16 protein-coding genes are annotated in these 14538 nt (G+C 59.5%); 3 read left to right on the top strand and 13 right to left on the bottom strand.

What is annotated here, in order from left to right:
* The 7 genes from ACIQVE_RS23025 to ppc form a co-directional block, all read right to left on the bottom strand.
* Positions 1-693, bottom strand: coding sequence for an extensin family protein (locus ACIQVE_RS23025; RefSeq protein ID WP_402812613.1), 693 nt, complete (start codon positions 691-693; stop codon positions 1-3).
* A 2-nt stretch (positions 694-695) separates the two neighbouring features.
* Positions 696-1532 (bottom strand): oxaloacetate decarboxylase, encoded by an 837-nt coding sequence (locus tag ACIQVE_RS23020; RefSeq protein WP_402812610.1) that lies wholly within the window; start codon positions 1530-1532, stop codon positions 696-698.
* A gap of 33 nt (positions 1533-1565) precedes the next feature.
* Positions 1566-2426 carry a DUF72 domain-containing protein gene (locus ACIQVE_RS23015; RefSeq protein WP_402812607.1) on the bottom strand — a complete coding sequence of 287 codons (861 nt, stop codon included), beginning with the start codon at positions 2424-2426 and terminating at the stop codon, positions 1566-1568.
* The gene (locus ACIQVE_RS23010; protein WP_402812604.1) at positions 2426-2734 is read right to left on the bottom strand and encodes a hypothetical protein; all 309 of its coding nucleotides are present in this window, start codon (positions 2732-2734) and stop codon (positions 2426-2428) included. The genes ACIQVE_RS23015 and ACIQVE_RS23010 overlap by 1 nt, the downstream gene beginning before the upstream one ends.
* 336 nt (positions 2735-3070) lie before the next feature.
* Positions 3071-3745: a tRNA (adenosine(37)-N6)-threonylcarbamoyltransferase complex dimerization subunit type 1 TsaB gene (tsaB, locus tag ACIQVE_RS23005; RefSeq protein WP_402812602.1), complete on the bottom strand. Its 675-nt coding sequence runs from the start codon at positions 3743-3745 to the stop codon at positions 3071-3073.
* 92 nt (positions 3746-3837) lie between these two features.
* On the bottom strand, positions 3838-4485 hold the full coding sequence (adk, locus tag ACIQVE_RS23000) for an adenylate kinase (protein ID WP_402812600.1): 648 nt from the start codon (positions 4483-4485) through the stop codon (positions 3838-3840).
* A gap of 301 nt (positions 4486-4786) precedes the next feature.
* Positions 4787-7417, bottom strand: coding sequence for a phosphoenolpyruvate carboxylase (ppc, locus tag ACIQVE_RS22995; RefSeq protein WP_402812597.1), 2631 nt, complete (start codon positions 7415-7417; stop codon positions 4787-4789).
* Positions 7418-7629: 212 nt separating this feature from the next.
* On the opposite strand from ppc, the gene ACIQVE_RS22990 reads away from it, so the two are divergent.
* The 3 genes from ACIQVE_RS22990 to ACIQVE_RS22980 all read left to right on the top strand — a co-directional run bounded on the left by ACIQVE_RS22990 (position 7630) and on the right by ACIQVE_RS22980 (position 9599).
* Positions 7630-7974, top strand: coding sequence for a pilin assembly protein (locus ACIQVE_RS22990; protein ID WP_402812594.1), 345 nt, complete (start codon positions 7630-7632; stop codon positions 7972-7974).
* A gap of 376 nt (positions 7975-8350) precedes the next feature.
* Positions 8351-8755, top strand: a complete 405-nt coding sequence (locus ACIQVE_RS22985) for a DUF4398 domain-containing protein (protein ID WP_402812592.1) — start codon at positions 8351-8353, stop codon at positions 8753-8755.
* A gap of 55 nt (positions 8756-8810) precedes the next feature.
* Complete coding sequence (locus ACIQVE_RS22980; protein WP_402812589.1) at positions 8811-9599, top strand: OmpA family protein; 789 nt, start codon at positions 8811-8813, stop codon at positions 9597-9599.
* Between the two features lie 297 nt (positions 9600-9896).
* Here the strand turns inward: ACIQVE_RS22980 and ACIQVE_RS22975 are convergent, their stop codons facing one another.
* From ACIQVE_RS22975 to ACIQVE_RS22950, 6 genes are all read right to left on the bottom strand, one after another.
* A complete protein-coding gene (locus ACIQVE_RS22975) occupies positions 9897-10226 on the bottom strand; it encodes a hypothetical protein (RefSeq protein ID WP_402812586.1) in 330 nt (109 codons plus the stop codon).
* Entirely contained in the window at positions 10223-11128 is a 906-nt protein-coding gene (locus ACIQVE_RS22970) for an alpha/beta hydrolase (RefSeq protein ID WP_402812584.1), read from the bottom strand. Before ACIQVE_RS22970 ends, ACIQVE_RS22975 begins: the two co-directional genes overlap by 4 nt.
* Before the next feature lie 203 nt (positions 11129-11331).
* Complete coding sequence (locus tag ACIQVE_RS22965; protein WP_402812674.1) at positions 11332-12582, bottom strand: flavohemoglobin expression-modulating QEGLA motif protein; 1251 nt, start codon at positions 12580-12582, stop codon at positions 11332-11334.
* Positions 12583-12642: 60 nt separating this feature from the next.
* Complete coding sequence (locus tag ACIQVE_RS22960; RefSeq protein WP_402812582.1) at positions 12643-13197, bottom strand: hypothetical protein; 555 nt, start codon at positions 13195-13197, stop codon at positions 12643-12645.
* A gap of 150 nt (positions 13198-13347) precedes the next feature.
* On the bottom strand, positions 13348-14061 hold the full coding sequence (locus ACIQVE_RS22955; RefSeq protein WP_402812671.1) for a TetR/AcrR family transcriptional regulator: 714 nt from the start codon (positions 14059-14061) through the stop codon (positions 13348-13350).
* A 105-nt stretch (positions 14062-14166) separates the two neighbouring features.
* A partial coding sequence (locus ACIQVE_RS22950; RefSeq protein WP_402812580.1) for an amino acid--tRNA ligase-related protein occupies positions 14167-14538 on the bottom strand: 372 nt, incomplete at its 5' end.

The raw sequence follows: 14538 nt of genomic DNA, 5'->3' as shown, positions 1-14538 counted from the left end.
TCAGCGACACACGCTCCAGCGCCCGACATCGACATGAAAGTGATTTCGATGGGCTGTGTTGTAATCCGGACTCAACACCACACTGAACGCCTCACAGGCGCCGTCGCGTACTGTGCGCAGAAACTGCGCGTCCTGATTTTGCTTGGGCCAGTCTTTGAGCACGCTGATGGTACGACCGTCGGCAAGACGAAAACCGGCGATATCCAGCGCATCGGCACTGGCGTGGCGGCTGAGCGCGCCGGTCTCGCGGTTATAGATATTGCGACAAGCGAAGCTGCCGAGGTGATCGAGACGCGCGACGTTCTGGCCGTAAATGGCCTGCGCGGCGGGTTGTAGCGAGTGGCGTTCGAACATCGCGTATGCGACTGCCAGCGGACAACTGGCGAGAAAGCTGCTGCTCAGCGCCACCTCGCCGCCCTGCACGCGCAAGGCACCGATCAGCGGACACTTGGCACCGGGACTGTCGGACTGCGGTGTGACGCGCAATGCGGAACTGCGCAGTGCCTGGGCGCAGAGTTCGGGATCGCCGCGCAAGCGCATCAGTTTGTAGCCGGTCAGCCAGTTGGGTGTGGCTTTCACATCCAGCGGTGCCCACGGATTGAATTCCGCCGGCACCTCCAGCCAACCGCGCCAGACACTGATCGCAGCGCCGCCGATGAGCAGCAGAATAACCAGCGCAAACCAACGTCCCATGCTCAGCCTTTGAAAAACTGATTGGCTTTGGCATACGGCATCGACTGCGAAGTGAAGCCGAACGTGCCGGACTGCTGGATCTCCTCAGCCGCGCGGAAGAACTCACCGAACGCTGCCAGCGCCAATGCCGAACCGGTGCTGATCCGGCGCACGCCCATTTCTTCGAGTTGCTGCACGGTGAGTTTCAAGCCGCCGGACATCAACACGTTGACCGGTTTCGGCGCCACCGCGCGCACCACCGCTAGCACTTCTTCGGCAGTGCGCAAACCCGGCGCATAGAGCACGTCGGCGCCGGCCTCGGCGAAAGCTTGCAAGCGGCGGATGGTGTCGTTGATATCGGGATTGCCATGCAGATAGTTTTCCGCGCGCGCCGTCAGGATGAAGGGAAACGGCAGCGTGCGAACGGCGGCGACGGCGGCTTCAATCCGCGCCACGGCGTGTTCGAAGCAATAGATCGGAGCGTCGGCGCGGCCCGTCGCGTCCTCGATCGAGCCGCCGACAGCGCCCGCTTCCGCTGCACGGATCAGGCTTTTGGCGCACTCGGCGGGATCATCGGCGAAACCGTTTTCCAGATCCACCGCCACCGGCAGATCAGTCGCCGCGACAATCGCCCGGACGTTGGCCAAGGTGTCATCAAGACTCAAGGCACCATCGGCTTTGCCTTGGGAAAACGCATAACCGGCGCTGGTGGTCGCCAATGCTTGATAGCCCAGGCCTGCGAGCATCTTCGCCGAGCCGGCATCCCACGGATTGGGAATGACGAAAATCCCCGGACGTTCATGCAGGGCTTTGAAGGCTTGGGCTTTACGGGTTTGTTCGTTACGGGCTTGCGCGTCCATCAACTGGCTCCTGGGCAGGAAAACAAATCTGCCTCAGAGCAGGCCAAGTTGCTCCGCGGCGGGCTCTCTGTATAGCTCAGGCAGAGATGGCAGGCCAGGCAAACGTTGCATCAGTTGTGCGTGAAAACGTTGTGCCAGCTTTGCCGCCAACAGGTTATCGGCGGTGTGCAGGAAGATGTACGGCGTGCGGCCCTCTACGATCCACTCGGCAATTTTCGCCACCCATGGCACAAGAAACGGATCGTTGGCTTCCAGATCCGGATGGCCGATGAAGCGCACTTGCGGAAACTGCGTGAACGCCGCCGGACGGGTCGGCACGCGCGGCTTTTTCGACTGTGCGTGAATCACCGAAGAGTCGGTCGACAGGCAACTGAACAGCGCCCGCGGATCGAGGCAGATACGCTCCACGCCCCGATCCAGCAGCAGACGATTGAGCAATCGCTCACTCTCGCCCTTGGCAAAGAATTGCTCGTGGCGCACTTCCACCGCCAGCGGGCAGTCCAGCGCATCAATGAATGCCGCCAGTTCCGGCAGCCGATGCGGTGCGAAGCTTTTCGACAGTTGCAGCCACAGCGGCGACACACGCTCGCCGAGGGGTTTGAGTAATTGCAGGAAGGTTTCGGCAGCGGTCAGTTGCTCACGCAAGTCGCCACTGTGACTGATGTCGCCGGGAAACTTGGCAGTGAAGCGAAAGTGCGCAGGCATGGTCTCGGCCCAACGCTGCACAGTGGCGGGCGAAGGGCTGGCGTAGAAAGTCGTGTTGCCTTCTACCGCGTTGAACACTTGGGAATAGAGACCGAGAAAGTCGGAGGTTTTTGCGTCTACCGGGTACAGATACTCGCGCCAGGCGTTTTCGCTCCAGGACGGACAACCGAGGTAGTAAGGCAGATCCATCAGATGTACAGATCGAGGCCCAGCACGTCCGCGTCCCAATCCACAAAACCGGCGGTGCTCAGGTAGCTGGCCAGGGCCATGGCTACGCTTTTTTTCATCGTTCGGTGGTAGATCATGTCTTGCTGACGGGCGGGCAGATTGGCCAAGCGCTGTGCGGAGGATTTGGCAGCGCGGGCGGCCAGTTGCTCTTCAGTCGGGAATTCCAACTCGCCGTCGATATCGTCAACGGATTCATCCAGCGCCGGATTGCCTTTGCGAGGCTTGCGCTTGATGGGGTAGGACTGAGTGGAAACGCCGTCTATACGCATAAAGTCATGCTCGGTATCGATGATGGCAATTTAGCGGCACTTGACCGACTTAGCAAACCGCCGAGTGATAACTAGAACACATAAAGCGCAAAAGGTTTAAAACGCGAGATTAGAAACTGACGATTGGCAGCAATTGCGCAATGTCGCATGTCTTCTGTGGTGAGGGGATTTATCCCCGTTCGGCTGCGCAGCAGTCGTAAATCCTGAGAATGCGGTGTCACTGAAACAGTGCAGGGGGGAGTGCTGCGCACTCCAACGGGGATAAATCCCCTCGCCACAAAATCCCTTGGTCACAGAATCTCCCTTGCCACAGGGAATCTCCATTCGCCGGTTCTACTAGCGGGCTTTTGGGGTGGCGACTTTATCGCGCAGATAAACAGGCTGAGCATCATCAGCCGGGATCGCCTCACCGCGTTCCCAAGCAAATCGCGCCAAAGTCAGCAGGTCTTCGGCGTGGGGCAGCATGCCGGCATCGGCAGCGCTCGGGCTGACCGCGATGCGCTCGGCGTAACTCCAACCGGTACCAGCACCGAACCAGTCGCCGCTGGCATCGGCCGGCAGTGCCGCGACTTCTGGCGGCAACACCGCTTCAGCCCCCACCAGACGCATCTCGCCAGCCGTCTCGCGATAGCAACCCCAATACACTTCATCCATCCGCGCATCGATGGCCGCGGCCACCTGGCTCACGCCATGCTCACGAAATGCACGCTGTGCCAGCACGGCAAGGTTGGACACCGGCAACACCGGACGGTCCAGCGCGAACGCCAGCCCCTGCACCACACCGACGGCGATCCGCACACCGGTAAATGCACCCGGGCCGCGACCAAACGCAATCGCGTCAACCGCTTGCAACGTGGCGCCGGCGTCAGCCAGCAGTTGCTGGATCATCGGCAGCAGCTTCTGCGCGTGCAGGCGCGGGATCACCTCGTAATGGCTCGTGACCTTGCCGTCATGCAGCAAGGCAACGGAGCAAGCTTCAGTCGCGGTGTCCAGGGCCAGCAAGGTGCTCATCGATGTTTCCAAAACAGGTGGGGAAAAAGTGCGTCAGTATAAACAACTACGGCCCGCAAGCGGGCCGTGGATGATGCCGCCGCTCAGACTTTTCAGCTCAGCGCTTCAAGCACCTTGGCGGTGATTGCTTCAACCGAACCGACGCCCGGGATGTGGCTGTACTTCGGCTTGCCGTTGGCAGCGGAAAGCTTCTGGTAGAAGTCCACCAGTGGCTTGGTCTGCGAATGGTAGACCGACAGGCGATGACGCACGGTTTCTTCGGTGTCGTCCTTGCGCTGTACCAGTTCGTCACCGGTGATGTCGTCTTTGCCGGCAATTTTCGGCGGGTTGTAGACGATGTGGTAAACGCGGCCGCTGGACTCGTGCACACGACGACCGGCGATACGTTGAACGATTTCTTCGTCTTCAACGGCGATTTCAACCACGGCGTCCAGCTCGACACCGGCAGTCACCAGTGCTTCAGCCTGCGGAATGGTGCGCGGGAAGCCGTCGAACAGGAAGCCGTTGGCGCAATCAGGTTGAGCGATGCGGTCTTGAACCAGTGCGATGATCAGGTCATCCGACACCAGGCCGCCGGCATCCATGATGCTCTTGGCTTGAACGCCCAGCGGAGTACCGGCCTTGACCGCTGCACGCAGCATGTCGCCAGTGGAAATTTGTGGAATGCCGAATTTCTCGGTGATGAACTTAGCCTGAGTACCTTTACCGGCCCCGGGAGCTCCCAGCAGAATGACGCGCATTAGATGTGCTCCTCAATTTTTTTATAAAAAGCTTTTACAAAACAAAGGCCTCGCCTCTTGGGACGAATCCTGAAAAATACGGGTCGTGGCCGCACAAACGGCCAAAGGCTGATCAAGATACACAGCAGGCTGCGCCCACACAAGACGCCAAAAGTCGGAGAAACCGACGCCCGCCGCGACCTTGCGACGCGGTGACCCAAGTCGCAACCCCATCATTTACTGTCGCCTGCCGGCACTTTCTCCTCGTTTGCGAAGCGGCACCCGACACTTGCACCGGGTGCCCTGCCCCACCGGAAAAACCTTAGCCGGTGTTGCGCAAACCGGCGGCAATCCCCGCCACAGACACCAGCAACGCTTGCTCCACCGGGCTGCCCTGCTCAACATTCTGCTGGCGCGAACGCGCGAGCAATTCGGCCTGCAATAGATGAAGCGGGTCGAGGTAGGTGTTGCGCAGGCGGATGAATTCCAGTGTGTCCGGGCTATGCGCCAGCAGCTGCGACTGCCCGGTCAGCCCAAGCACTACCGCACATGCCTGCGACAATAGGTCGCGTAACTGCGCGCCCAACGGCAGCAAGTCCGGCTCGACCAGACGCTGATCGTAGGACAGCGCAATATCGGCGTCAGCCTTGGCCAGGACCATTTCGAGCATGTCGATGCGGGTACGGAAGAACGGCCATTGTTCGCGCATCTGCCCGAGCAATTCGCCTTCGCCGCGTTCCAGCGCCTTGCTCAGCGCCGACTCCCACCCCAGCCAGGCTGGCAACATCAACCGCGTTTGCGTCCAGCCGAAGATCCACGGGATCGCCCGCAGACTTTCGATGCCACCCGCGCGGCGCTTGGCCGGGCGACTGCCCAATGGCAAACGCCCCAGCTCCTGCTCCGGAGTGGACTGGCGGAAATACTCGACGAACTGCGGGTTTTCCCGCACGACCTTGCGATAGGCGCTGACACCGTCAGCGGCCAATTCGTCCATCAAGTGGCGCCATTCCGGGGTTGGCGGCGGCGGTGGCAGCAGCGTCGCTTCGAGCACCGCCGCCAGGTACAGATTGAGGTTTTGCTCGGCGATGTCCGGCAGGCCGAATTTGAAACGAATCATTTCTCCCTGCTCGGTGGTGCGGAACCGTCCCGCGACCGATCCCGGCGGCTGCGACAGAATCGCCGCGTGCGCCGGACCACCGCCACGGCCGACAGTGCCGCCGCGACCATGGAACAACAGCAGTTCGACTTGCTGCTCGCGGCAGATTTCCACCAGCCGTTCCTGCGCGCGGTATTGCGCCCACGCTGCTGCGGTGGTGCCCGCATCCTTGGCCGAGTCCGAATAGCCAATCATCACTTCCTGCGGACCTTGCAACCGTGCGCGGTAACCCGGCAAAAGCAGCAAACGTTCCATCACCGGGCCGGCGTTGTCGAGGTCGGCGAGGGTTTCAAATAATGGCACCACACGCATCGGCCGCAGTACGCCGGATTCTTTCAGCAGCAACTGCACCGCCAGCACGTCGGAAGCGGCGCCCGCCATCGAGATCACATAGGAGCCCAGCGAAGCGCCGGGCGCGGCAGCGATTTCCTTGCAGGTGTTGAGCACTTCGGCGGTGTCGGCGGACGGCTTGAAATGCGCCGGCAACAACGGTCGACGATTGCTCAGCTCGCGGGTCAGAAAGGTGATGCGTTGTTCTTCGTCCCAGTCCTCGTAACGACCGAGGCCCAGGTAATCGGTTATTTCGGTCATCGCCGAGCTGTGCCGCGATGAGTCCTGACGCACGTCGAGGCGCACCAGGAACAAACCGAACGTCACGGCACGGCGCAGACAATCGAGCAATGGGCCGTCGGCGATCACGCCCATGCCGCATTCGTGCAACGAGTTGAAACACAGCTCCAGCGGATCAAGCAGATCGCGGTTGTTTTGCAGCACATCCGCTGGCGCCGGCGTCGATGCGGTCAACGCGGCATGCGCCCAGTTGCGCGTGGAGCGCAGGCGTTCGCGCAATTGCTTGAGCACCGCACGGTACGGCTCCGCGCTGTCGCCAGCCTGGGCTTTGAGTGCGTCGCTGGCCTGCTGCATCGATAGCTCGGCAGCCAGATGATCGATATCGCGCAAGTACAAATCAGCGGCCATCCAGCGCGCCAGCAGCAGCACTTCGCGGGTCACCGCAGCAGTGACATTCGGGTTGCCGTCACGGTCACCGCCCATCCACGAGGCGAAGCGAATCGGCGCGGCTTCCAGCGGCAAACGCAGGCCTGTCGCCGCATGCAGTGCCTGATCGGCCTTGCGCATATGGTTGGGAATCGCTTGCCACAGCGAGTGTTCGATAACCGCGAAACCCCACTTGGCCTCATCCACCGGCGTTGGGCGGGTGCGGCGGATTTCCTCGGTGTGCCAGGCTTCGGCGATCAGCCGTTGCAGGGTGTTTTGAATCTGCTCGCGTTCGGCGCTGGTCAGGTCACGATGATCCTGTGCGGCGAGCTGCGCGGCGATTGCATCGTACTTCTGGATCAGCGTGCGCCGCGCCACTTCAGTCGGGTGTGCGGTCAGCACCAGTTCAATTTCCAGTCGTCCAAGTTGGCGGGCGAGGGATTCGGCGCTGTGGCCTTCGTTGCGCAAACGGGCGAGCAATTCCGGCAACACACGGGATTCGAACGGCGCGGGCTGCGACTCTTCGCGACGATGGATCAACTGATACTGTTCGGCGATGTTCGCCAGGTTGAGAAACTGGTTGAACGCCCGCGCCACCGGGAGCAATTCGTCTTCGCTCAATTGATTGAGGCTGGCGCTGAGTTCGGCATCCATCGAGCCCCGGCGGTCAGCCTTGGCGCCCTTGCGAATCTGCTCGATCTTGTCGAGAAACGCCTCGCCATACTGGTCTCGAATGGTGTTGCCCAACAGCTCTCCGAGCAGATGAACATCCTCGCGCAAGCGTGCATCAATATCGGTCATCAGCAGTTCTCCAGCAGTAATCCGGGCGGCCTAGAAGCAAGTGCATGACGCAGAGAGTGCCGCTCTACGGCGCTTCTTACAAGCAGGCGACGAAGGGACTTTAAACCTTGTAGCCGAAAGCTAGTCTCAACAGTAAGCCGCATGAAGGCTTGCCGCCGGCCCCGCCGGACACTCACCCACGCCTGCTGCAGCAGGTGCGACATGAGGTCATCATGAAAATCCGTGAACTCGCCCAGCATTGGGAAGAAAACGCCAAGGGTCGCCTGACCGACACTGGCTACACGATTCATCTGGACGTCGAGGCCGCTGCGCGTCTGGCAGCGATTGCCGAGATGTACCCCAAACGCCACCCCGAAGAACTGCTCGGCGAGCTGATCGGCGCCGCCCTTGAAGAGTTCGAAGCGAGCCTGCCGTATGTGAAAGGCGCCACTGTGGTTGCGACGGATGAGGAAGGTGATCCGTTGTATGAAGACGTCGGACCAACGCCGCGTTTTCTGGCGCTGTCGCGGCGGTATTTGCAGGATTTGTCGTCTGCTGAGGGTAAACAAAAACACTGATCCGCCACAGATCAAATCTGTGGGAGCGAGCTTGCTCGCGAAGGCGGCGGCACATGAGAAATCGAGGTGTCTGAACCCACGCTTTTCGCGAGCAAGCTCGCTCCCACAGTGGCTGTAGTGACCTTTAAAATATGCGCCTTTCCAGCTGAAACCTACCCCTGCGTACCCCTCCATCGTGCCAAAGTTCCCGCTTTAGAGCCTTGTCCATTCGGTCAAAGTTTTTTTTGGCGATAGGCCATCTTTTCTGAACTTTTGAAAAACGTCTCCGGTCGGAAGCTGTAACCACGCCTGGAACGAGCGTTTCAAAAACGCGCTGTCACATGACGCTTGCGGCTCCTCGACCAGGATGGATTTAGTTGTTTTCAGGAGATGCCTAATGGAGTTGAAGACCATGAAAAACCAAACCTCGTTTACCCACCTACGCGGTCTGAAACTGGCCGCCCTGGCAATCGGCACCAGCTTCGTACTGGCCGGTTGCGCCGGTAATCCACCGACCGAGCAGTACGCCGTGACCCAGTCTGCGGTCAACAGCGCCGTCAGCGCCGGCGGTACCGAGTTTGCTGCCGTTGAAATGAAGCAGGCGCAGGACAAACTCAAGCAAGCCGAAATTGCCATGCACGACAAGAACTACGACGAAGCTCGCAAACTGTCCGAGCAAGCCGAGTGGGACGCTCGCGTAGCAGAACGCAAAGCTCAAGCGGCCAAAGCTGAACTGGCTGTGAAGGATTCCCAGAAAGGTGTTCAGGAACTGCGTCAGGAAAGTCAGCGCACCGTGAAGTAAGCGCGCATCCCGACCGCAAAGCTGAAACTCTTACCGATAGAAAGGACGAAAAATTATGCGTAAGCAACTGATGATTCCCGCTCTTCTGGCTGCAAGCGTTGCCTTGGCTGCCTGCTCCACTCCGCCTAACCCGAGTCTGGAACAGGCACGCACCAACTACGCCGGCCTGCAAGCCAACCCGCAGGCGAGCAAAGTAGCGGCGCTGGAAACCAAAGACGCCAGCGAGTACCTGGACAAGGCCGACAAGGCTTATCTGGACAAACAAGACGCGGCTAAGGTCGATCAACTGGCTTACCTGACCAACCAACGTGTGGAAGTGGCCAAGCAGACCATCGCCCTGCGTACCGCTGAAAATAATCTGAAAGACGCTGCCGCCCATCGTGCCCAGGCGCGTCTGGATGCTCGCGATCAGCAGATCAAACAGCTGCAGGACAGCCTCAACGCCAAGCAGACCGATCGCGGTACGCTGGTGACTTTCGGTGACGTGCTGTTCGCCACCAACAAGGCTGATCTGAAATCCAGCGGTCTGGTGAACATCAACAAACTGGCGCAGTTCCTTCAGGAAAACCCTGATCGCAAAGTGATCGTCGAGGGTTACACCGACAGCACTGGCGCTGCCAACTACAACCAGTCGCTGTCCGAGCGTCGCGCCAACTCCGTGCGCACTGCTCTGGTGAAAATGGGTGTTGATCCAGCACGTATCGTCGCTCAGGGTTACGGCAAGGAATACCCGGTTGCCGAGAACGGCAGCGTTTCCGGTCGTGCGATGAACCGTCGCGTGGAAGTGACCATTTCCAACGACAACCAGCCAGTGATGCCACGTTCGGCTATCAGCTCGAACTAAGCTTCACGCTGTAACGCAAAAGCCCCGCCTGACTCAGTCAGGCGGGGCTTTTTTGTGAGTGCTGGAATTGCAGCCCCTCACCCCAGCCCTCTCCCGAGGGAGAGGGGGCCGATTGGGGGATGCTCGAAAGATACACCGACGTGAAAGTGGTGTACCGAATCCATAATTGACAGGATCTTTCCAGTTTGCCGAATCCATAATCGACGGGATCTTTCAGGTCGATGGATAGCGCAAGACACCTCGGTCAGTCCCCTCTCCCGCTGGGAGAGGGTTAGGGTGAGGGCTGGTCCTGCAGAATCACTCTTCCAGCTTCTGCGGGGTCTCTTCGCCCATGCAGCGCACGGCTTTTTTCTGGGCGTTGATCAGCACGCCGGTCAGACCTTTCTGCTCGGTATCAAACAGCACCAGCACGCCATCAATGCACTGCGCCACTTGTGGTGCAGGGCTCAGCGAGAGTTTGTAGTCTTCACCCGGAACGGTCTTGAGCATGGTGAATTCGTTGAGCAGCAACGCATCCTCGGGTTTGGCGAAGTGCAGGTAGCCGTAGAACCACAGGGCGCCTACAGAGCCGAGGATGCTGCAGATACCGGTGATGATCAGCGGGATGGCGTTACGTTCTTCACTCATTGCGGACTCTCATCTTCAGAATTCGGGGGTTGCGGGTAATTGGGGATTTCGCCGAGGCGGCGCAGGCCGTTGAAGTGCTCGGGATCGTCCAGATAGCGCAGCATCACCTGACGCCACGTTGGGTCGCCGAAGGTCTGCACATGACCGCCTCGGGTCAGTTGCAACACGCGCGGCGGCGGCGCAGCTTGATACAGACGGATGCCGTTGGATAGAGGCACCAGCGGATCGTCGATGCTGTGGAAAATCAGTTTCGGCACGCCATTGAGCTGCGGCATTGAATTGATTGCGCTGTCACCGTCTGGCACCAGCCACGACAACGGCACCTGAAACGGCCAGGTCAGCCACGCGGTGCTGAGAGCGTATTGGCCGACGCTGCGATAACTGGCGGGCACGCCGTCGAGTATCAGGGCCTTGAGTTGCTTCTGCCGCTCGGGATGCTGCACCAGCCAATGCACGGCCATCGAGCCGCCGAGACTTTGACCGAGGAGGATCAGCGGCTTGCCTTTGACGTCGGGGGCCTTGCCCAGCCACGCGAATGCAGCGTCGATGTCCTGATAGATTGCCGGCAAACTTGGCTCGCCCTCGGACAAACCATAACCGCGATAATCCACCAGCAACACTTGATAGCCGTTTTTTGGCAACCACCAACTCCCGCCCAAATGCAGCGGCAGATTGCCGCCGTTGCCATGCAGGTGCAGGACCGTGCCTTTGACCTCGACACCCGGTTTAGCCGGCAGCCACCAGGCGTTCAGCTTGAGGCCGTCGGCGGTGCTCAGGGTGACAGTGCGGTATTCGAGCTTGGCTTTTTCCGGGGTAAAAATCTGGCCCGGCTCGGGGTAGAACAACAGCGAACTGCAACCGCCAAGGGTCAGGAGCAGGCAAAAGATGCCGAGGAATCTCATCCGGTGAAACCTCGCGAAAATTCGGGTTGATACACAGTAATTGCGGCAATAAATAATCCTGTGGGAGCTGCGGTGCGACGATTCGACTTGCCAGCGATGGCGGCGAGCCAGCCAGCCAGCCAGCCAGCCAGCCAGCCAGCATCAATATTGACTGGCAGACTGCAATCGCTGGCAAGCCAGCTCCCACAGGGTTTGTGTCAGGTCTACAAAATATTGGAATAGTCCGCCTCGATCCGGTCCAGGCTCAAATGGTTGAGGAAGTTGGAGAAGCACATCCACGCCGACAACGCATTCAAGTCACGGAACTGGTCCGGCAGATATTTCGGCGCCACCACCAGCCCCTCATCCACCAATTGGCGCAAGGTGCGCATGTCTTCAAGCGTGGTCTTGCCGCAGAACAACAGAGGAATCTGCTCAAGCTTGCCCTTACGCACAGCCAACTGAATGTAGTTGTAAACCATGATAAAGCCCTTGAGGTAGGACAAGTCTTTGGTGAATGGCAGACCGGTCGGCGTCGAGCCACGGAAAACCCGACTGGCGTTGCCATAGCTTTCCGCCATTTCAAAGCCCTGCTCGCGGAAGAACTCGAACACCTGCAAGAAGTCGGCACCCTCCTCGACCATGTGAATGGCGCGGGTACGGTTGGTCAGTTTGCGCAGGCGGCTCGGGTAGGAGGCGAAGGTGATGATTTCCATCAGGATCGCCAGACCTTCCTGAGTCACCGTCGACGAGGGCGGGCCCTTGGACAAAAAGGTGCAGATCGGCTGATTCAGACCGTTGAGTGTGGTGCCGACGTGCACCAGACCTTCGTGAACTTCCAGTGCGCGCACGTCGCGATCGTTGAACATCGCGTCGGTGCGGATCTTGATGTAGTCAGCGCCCGCCGCCGCGTCGGCAACAATGCCGTCGGACTCGAACACACGAATGGTTTCCTCGGCCTCGCCGAACACTTTGTTCAAACGGGTTTGCAGCAGGTGCACGGCGTCCTTGGCGGTGAGGATTTTCGGTTCATCCTTCAAGTCGCCACGGCCATCGATGTTGTTCAGGTAGTCGGACATCATCAGGCCGAGGTCGGCCAGGGTCGGGTCACCGGCGTGGAATGCATCGGACGCCGCGCCGTACAGCTCTTGCGAAATCAGGCCGAAATCTTCAGTGCCGCGCGCTTCAAGCATACGCACCACCATGCGGTATTCCTTGCACATGCGCCGCATGATCTGGCCGACCGGGTTGAACTGGCCGAGCTGGCGAGTGATGTCGCGCTCGATGTTCTGGAACTCCAGTTTGACCTTGCTTGAATCGAACGACAGCGGCCGGTTCAGGTAGTAGTCGCGATCCACCGCCGGCATTTCCTTGCCCTTGGCCTTGAGAAACCCCTTGCGGATGCTCTCGTCCCACTTGACCGCATCGAGCACGCGGATCGGCGTTTGCGCCAGCACAATGCGGTCGGACAACATGCGTATCGTCTGCTGGTAATCGTCCACCCGAAACTCCTGTAAAAAACCTGTCGTACTGAATTATTTGGCGCCGGCCCGGCGCTGATAGCGCGCCGCTTCGACAAAGACATCGGAATTGGCCGGATCGTCGAGGTAAGCAAAGACTTTGTCGAGGTTGCTGTCGACCAGCACGCCATCGCCGTCATCGGTCTGGAAGGCCTGACCGTCGAGGGCTTTGTGTTGGATTGCCTGATTGATCTGCTCGAGATCAAGGTTGTACACCACCAGCTCGTGTTTGTCGGTGAGTTCGAAGCCGGCGATGGTGTAGTGGCCGCCAAACTGCGCCGGCACTTTCGCCGACAGATACCAGCGATTGCCATGGCGCGACACGGTGAACGGATAGGCTTCGCGTTCGCGGGGTTTGGCTTTGAAATACGTGACGGCCTGATAGCGATCGTTGCCCAGGGGAGTCAGCTCAAGGTTCATCGGCTCGCCCCAGGCATTGACGCTCGACCACTTGCCGAGCAGGCCCTTGGGCGCCGGATCACTGGTGGACAGCGGCGACTTGAACGTCACCAGACAGCCACTGAGCAGCAGGAACGACAAGGCGATCAGCACGCCACGCCAGGCTTTCATTCGATACTCCCGTTAAACGAATTCACTACTAAACCTGTGGGAGCGAGCTTGCTCGCGAAAGCGGTAGAACAGCCAACATTAACGTTGAATATCAGTCCGTCTTCGCGAGCAAGCTCGCTCCCACAGGAAATGGTGATAGCCCTTTAAGGGTTAAACCGACGCGAGCACCAAATGCATATACCGCGTCAGAATCCCGAGCATCTCTTCTTCAGCCAAAGGCTCGGCGTCGTTGAGCAGGCCCTGATATTCCATCCGTCCGATAATCGCCGTCAACACCTTGGCATCTTGCTGAGGTTCACGCGAGCCCAAGACCTGAAACAACTGGCAGCTGCCCTGCAACAGAATCTGCTGATGCGAGCGCACCAGAATCGCCAGGCGCGGGTTGAGCAGCGCCTCCTGACGGAATGCCTGTTCCGCCATCAAATACTCGCGACGGTTGAGCAATTGGCGATGCACGTAATCGGCCATCAACCGCGCAATATCATCCGCCAGTTGCGAGCGTGACTCGGGACTGCCGTCGCCGCTGACGACCATCTCGCGCAGCAGGCCCTCGTTGTTGCTCCACAGCTTGGCCATGTACGCCGCGCTGCGTTCTACGTGTTGGGCGAAGGTATCGGTGAGCAGGTCATCGATATCCTTGAAGTAATAAGTCGTGGCCGACAGCGGCACAGCCGCTTCGGCAGCCACGGCACGGTGGCGTACGGCGCGCACGCCATCACGCACGACAATGCGCATCGCCGCGTCGAGAATGTCCTGACGACGCTGCTCACTGCCCTGTCGGCTGGCCTTGCGGCCCTGGTACTGAACACTTTCAGCGACCGCAGTGGCGATACCCGCTGCACCTTCTTGAGCGATTGCAACCATCACGACCGGACTTCCTCTGTTATTTTAAAAGTAACCAAACGATACATTTGTACCAGACAGGCAATAAAAAGCCGCCTGTTTTAGGCGGCTTTTTAACTGAAACGTTTACGCTTGCGGTCGCATGTGCGGGAACAGGATCACATCGCGAATCGACGGCGAGTTGGTCAGCAACATCACCAGACGGTCGATGCCGATACCTTCACCGGCCGTAGGCGGCATGCCGTACTCCAGCGCACGAACGAAGTCGGCGTCGTAGTGCATGGCTTCGTCGTCGCCGGCGTCCTTGTCGGCCACCTGCGCCATGAAGCGCTCGGCCTGGTCTTGCGCATCGTTCAACTCGGAGTAGGCGTTGGCGATTTCACGGCCGCCGATGAACAGCTCGAAACGGTCGGTGACGTTCGGGTTGTCGTCATTGCGACGAGCCAGCGGCGACACTTCGAACGGGTACTGGGTGATGAAGTGCGGCTGTTCCAGCTT

Origin of the sequence: Pseudomonas sp. NPDC098747 (assembly GCF_044760045.1) — a bacterium.
Taxonomy (GTDB): domain Bacteria; phylum Pseudomonadota; class Gammaproteobacteria; order Pseudomonadales; family Pseudomonadaceae; genus Aquipseudomonas.
The sequence above is the reverse complement of the archived record's forward strand: the minus strand, read 5'-3'. Positions and strand labels throughout refer to the sequence as shown.